The sequence below is a fragment of the uncultured Paraglaciecola sp. genome (genome assembly GCF_913058035.1).
Taxonomy (GTDB): domain Bacteria; phylum Pseudomonadota; class Gammaproteobacteria; order Enterobacterales; family Alteromonadaceae; genus Paraglaciecola.
This window is the reverse complement of sequence record NZ_CAJXPA010000246.1, coordinates 1-4,921: the sequence shown is the minus strand read 5'-3', so window position 1 is coordinate 4,921 and position 4,921 is coordinate 1. Positions and strand designations below refer to the sequence as shown.

Here is a 4,921-nt window from a genome sequence, read left to right as displayed (position 1 = left end):
CTATTAGCCTTTGGTATAGAGGTAATGATGCTTGGAACTCGGGTCTGAGTAAAAGACTATTTGATGCGTCTGGAAGCGAAAAATACTTTTATGCGGAAATTACTTCTTCAGGCAAAGTGATATTCAACTTTGAAAGTGGTGATGATAGTGATTACCAAATGAGCACAGTTGATGTATTCTCAGTCGGTTCAGAAGTCTGGACACACTTAACATTTGTGTGGGACTTAGCAAGCAAAACTGTCAAGATTTATGTCAATGGTGTTGAGCAAAGTGTGACAGGTAGTAGCGGCACATCTGTTCCTTTCAATAGTTTGTCGACGCTTTATTTTGGAGATAACCGCACCACATATGTTCCCGGAGAGTCATCCGCCGATGGACGCATTGACGAGGTTCTGGTGTTTGACTCAGTCGTGTCATCAGCTCAGATCGAAAGTATTTTTACTAATCAAGATGCGGGTAATAACTACGATGGTAGTGCTCGAAACTGTCCACCGCCACCGCCACTTGCCTGTGATTCTGGTTTGCTTAACACAGTTGGTATTAGAATTGATAATGATGGCAATACCAAAACGATAGGCTCAACAACTGATGCACTAAATATACATGCTGCATGGCTGAGCGCTGGGTCACCAGTGTCTGGATCAATAGCTAATGGCACATATAATGTTTTTGCAAGTGAAACAAGTACCGCTGATCGCATCGACTTTGGAGGTTCCCCTAACGACTTTGAGGGTACATTATCATACCCAGGTGCTAGTGAAGGAGTGGGTGATGAACAGTTTTTAGTGCATACCTCAGGAACGCTCAGTTTGCCCGCCGGTGATTACACTATTTATGTTGAGAGTGATGACGGTTTTAGTTTTATCATGAATACATTGTCTGGTGACGCGATTACATTCAACAAATTTGGCAGCTCAATCAGCGGTGCAAATAATGAATTAAGATATGAAAACATAACTGCCAATTCAAATACGGGGGGGTCCTTCACCTTAACTCAAGACTCTTTATTTGACATAGCAGCTATATTTTTTGAATATACTGGTGACGATTATTTGGAAATTTCTATTTCTAATGATATCCGCACTAATGTCGCTCCTTCAGGTTATGAAGTTCTGCGTCACGGTGCTCTTAACGAAAAAGTAAAGTTTGGGCAATGCATACCAAGTATAGAAGTTCAGGCTGGGCGAGCCATCTTAAAAAACACCGCAAACAGCCCTGAGTTTACTTCTGTGTGCTTTGACACACCTTTTTCAGAGGTACCCCGTGTCTTTAGTTTACCAACTACCGAAGATGATGATGACCGCTTAGCCTTGAGAATACGCAATGTCACTACAACAGGATTCGATATTGCTCAGGTTGAACCACCGAGGATTACAGACCTTGACCTGCCAGCAGGCAACGTATCTCAAACAGTGGATTTTCTAGCCATTCCTGAAGGTGATTACCACTTAGATGGCGCAGCAATGATGCGTGTAGGTAGTGTGAGCACAAAAGCATTTAGAGGTACCAAAGCCGGAGGAAGTCAAAGTTGGGTCACTATATCTACTGCAGACTTGGCGTTTTCTCAAACGCCGGCCATCATCGCTTCTATTCAAACAATGAATAACGAGACCAATCCTTTTCCAATTTCTACCCCTTTTTTAGCCACTACCGTGAATTCGGTAGGTAATACCAATTTTAAGTTAGCGCTGGAGCGTGGAGAAACAAATGGTGACTATTTAGATAATAATGAAACTATAGGTTTTTTGGCTATCACGCCCGGTTCAGGTGAATTAACCAATGACATCAGTTACGAGTCATTTCTAACTGACAATAGTATTACCGGCATCAACAGTTGCCAAGTATCCAACTTAAATACTTACAACAGCAACCCTTTGGTGATTGCCAGCCAAAATACACGTAATGGGTCTAACGGTGGTTGGCTAAAGCGGTGTTCAATTTCAACATCTAGTGCTGGATTCTCCATTGTAGAAGACCAAGCTTTTGATGCTGAAGGAGGCCATATTTCTGAAAGAGCTGGCGGAGTAGCACTCGGCGGCACGTTTACCGACATGACGTGTAACACCCAAAATGTGCACCATTACCGTATCGAACATGATACACAAGGTTTTACTTGCGAGGCAGAAACCGTCACCATCAAAGCCTGCGCAGATGCAAACTGTGAATCTTTATACGATCAGGACACGACCATAACCTTGTCAGACTTAGGCCTAGCGGGTGATGGCTGGATCAACGGCAATGAAATAACTATTCCGGCGAGCACAGCCGTGTCTATCACTTTAAGTGTTACCGAAGATACCGAAGATACCGATGAGGGTAGCGTGAGCTTCTCTAAAACCAGTGCTAATCCAAATGCCAGTTTGCGCTGTTTTAGTGGCAGCACTGAAACCTGTGAAATGACTTTTTCAAACGATGGATTTGAGTTTTTTGGCACAACTACAGCCATCAAAGCACTAACAGACCAGACAGCCGAAACCAACTTTAGTGATGTCAATATTCGTGCCGTTCGTAACGACGCAGGTGTCTGTAAACCTTTACTTAATGGCCCTCAGGATATTACCTTCACTTATAATTGCGAGGATCCCTCTACCTGCTTAACACCATTAGCAGGTATCCCGTTAAACAGCACTCCTAGTGATGATCAAAGTGGGACCCTAAGTGTTACCTTTGCAAGCAATGGCACTGCCCCCTTGTCGATGCTTAATTATGCAGATGTCGGACGGCTTAATTTAACCGTGGCAGCACAAATAGATAACGTCACCGTTACTTCAGGTTTGGCGACAATCGATATATATCCCGATGAACTAAGAGTTAGTGTTCAGCCAAGCAATATATCCAATACCACGTCAACCTATGTGGCTGGTGTTCCCTTTGATTTAACTATTGGTGCTTATGGCATGCAAGGAAGAAAATTACCTAATTATCAGCCGGGGGATCTGCAAATGCTTTTGCAAAGGATAACGCCTGACGCAGCTTCTACGATTGAAGGAATATTAACACTAGATAATACGCCTCATACGACGGCACTGACACCTGGCTATCAATCAACGACTATTCCGATATTTGATGATGGCAAATATCGCTATACAGCAAATTATGATGAAGTGGGTGAGATTCAAATAAATTTCAAAGATGAAGATTATTTAGGTAATACAATCGACAGCGCTGGGGCGCTTAATCTAGGACGATTTATTCCTGCTTATTTCGAAATAACCCAAATCACTAACCCTTCTTTAAATAATACACGCAGTGGCTCAAGTTATATTGGCGAATATATACCTTTTAGTGAGAGTCTGGTTTATCAAATAACTGCAAAAAATGCATCAGGCCAAACCACTAGCAATTATGGCGGTGACCATTGGAAGCTAAGTTTTAATGCCTCTCACGTTTCATTCGCAGACAATACTCTGAGCAATGGGGAGATACTGGGTGATATCAGCTCAAATGGCACAGAATCAGATTATGACGGACAAGCCACCTATTCCATTACTCAACCTGCTTCCACAGAGTTTGGTATCTACACTAGCCCGTTAGCACGTATTCCAAAAACACACATACCGATTAATCCCATTGATATGTCATTTACCCCCGTCATTACTACAGTTGCCGCTAACGCTGCAACGTCTGTAATACGCACCATCGCTGATAGTGACGGCGTATGCTTTAAACGTGTCTACCCATCTGCATGTCAAGTATTTGATAGCGAAGTTATCCAAGGAGCGCAAGCAAGATATGGGCGATTAGTTATTGAAAGTACCTATGGGCCCGAGCAAGAAGATTTGTCTGTACCCATCAAAGTGGGGTATTTTATCAATAATCAATGGTTAACTAATCAAGATGATAATTCCACTAGTGTTGCTTTTGACCTGTCTGCAGGACAACTATTGCTAAATGGCGAATCCACTTTAAAAGGCTTAGTAGGAAATATCTCTAGCATTGGAGAACTCTTAGGAGGTAAATCTGTGGATAGTCAACTTAGATTCTCTGCACCCAATGTGACGGGCCATCTTGTACTTGAGTTAATTCCAAATGCAACAGGGATTATTTGGTCAGATTATTTGAATTACGACTGGGATGGTGACTCGGATATTGACGACGATGACAAACCCAGTGCCACCGTCACATTTGGACAATTTCGAGGCAATGATAAAATTATTCAATGGCGAGAAGTGTTTAATTAAATTTTATCTATCCAACGTAGCCTAAACAAAATTTTAATAGTCGTGCAACATGCAAGCCTTTTTGTTATAACTTAAAATTATATAAGATGCAAAGTCATGAGCTGGCAACACACATATTTCTCAGTTCATAACCAGTTTGAAACCGCATGGTTTAATCACTATTAGCATTGAGTCAGCTGGGAGGCTGCGATTAGAATGATAAAAACTTTGGTTCTGTCGATATTAGTATGTCTGCTGTTACAAATCAGCAGTGCCAGTGCGGCTAACTATGTTCTTCCAATTGATATTGTAGAAAATGATGGTAGCGGACCGTTTAAAGATTGTTCTGCCGGCCCAGGCCAAGACACATTCACTTGCACTGAAAAAGTGGATATCGGAAAAAATAATACGCTTGTTATAACAGACGACGTTACCTTAAATATTGATGGAGAATTCAAAGTTGCTGACGATTCATCAGTCGACAATAACGGTCATGTTTTCAATGTTAACGCCACAAAGCTTCATATCGATGGTGCCGCGTCTATGGTTTTTAATAATTTAACCGCAACAGGGAAAGTGCACATTCATAAACAAGCTAATCTAACAGCTAACGTCACTTCAACAGACGGTGAAATTAAGATCGACGGTGGAAACAATACGATTTATGGCAATGTCACCGCAAATAGCGGCAATTTAAACATTGATAGTGATTCTACTGTGAATGGTACTTGCAGTCCGTCTAATAGCCAATGTACGCCCTT

At 41.9% G+C, this 4,921-nt stretch carries 2 protein-coding genes; both read left to right on the top strand.

The genetic code is table 11. The features are described 5' to 3' along the window. Positions 1–4,181, top strand: a 4,181-nt coding sequence (locus tag QZ562_RS19470; RefSeq protein ID WP_363315382.1) for a DUF6701 domain-containing protein, incomplete at its 5' end; no start/stop codon positions are given. 195 nt (positions 4,182–4,376) lie between these two features. Beyond that, a partial coding sequence (locus tag QZ562_RS19465) for a polymer-forming cytoskeletal protein (protein ID WP_293763960.1) occupies positions 4,377–4,921 on the top strand: 545 nt, incomplete at its 3' end.